The sequence below is a fragment of the Serratia sp. N21D137 genome (assembly GCF_047530005.1).
GTDB lineage: Bacteria > Pseudomonadota > Gammaproteobacteria > Enterobacterales > Enterobacteriaceae > Chania > Chania fonticola_B.
Genome location: NZ_JBLJAJ010000120.1, coordinates 1 through 666, shown reverse-complemented (window position 1 = coordinate 666; position 666 = coordinate 1). Strand labels below are relative to the sequence as shown.

Genomic DNA, 666 nt, shown 5'->3' with positions numbered 1-666 from the left:
GGGCAGGGTCAGAGGGCTCGTCTGCTTCCAGTTGGAAGGAAGCACCCGCTGGATGAAAATCAGTGACTTGCAGGCGGAGAGCACTCCCATAAAAGTCGGTTACGGTGTACTTGCTCGTAAGCCGAGGGAGCCTTGTTACGGTAGCTTTTATCTGCAAAAGCGCCCATCGGCGGGACGTCACGGAAAAGGCAGACGGTCAAAAACGGAGAAAGAGCATCGAAGTAGCGCTCAGGAACCGTGGTTGCTGTTCAGTAATGTTGAAGGCCTGGAGCCTCATCAGATAATGACCCTCTACAGTCGTCGGATGCAGATAGAGCAGAACTTCCGGGACGAAAAAAGTCCGCGCTTCGGATATGGGCTGAGACTAAGCCGCAGCCAGGGCTGGGGTCGCCTGGCGGTTCTGAGTGTAGTGGCAGCGATGGCCAGCCTGGTGATGTGGCTGACGGGGTATATGGCGGAAAAGAAACAACTTCATCGGCATTATCAGGCAAATAGTGAGAAAGGGAGACGGATCCTGTCGTATCTGAGGCTTGCTGGTGAGGTCCTGAGAGACAGAGCGGGAATAGTGAGACGGATGAATATAGTTAATATGCTGAAAAAGTTAGGGAATGAGTACAGTAATATGGTCATGGGATGCTGACCATATTACTGGGGATCACTCAGCCC

At 52.7% G+C, this 666-nt stretch carries 1 protein-coding gene; it reads left to right on the top strand.

Annotated elements, in window-relative coordinates:
- Window positions 1-640, top strand: a 640-nt coding sequence (locus ACMV5H_RS25600; protein WP_414822814.1) for an IS4 family transposase, incomplete at its 5' end; no start/stop codon positions are given.
- Window positions 641-666 lie beyond the last annotated feature (26 nt).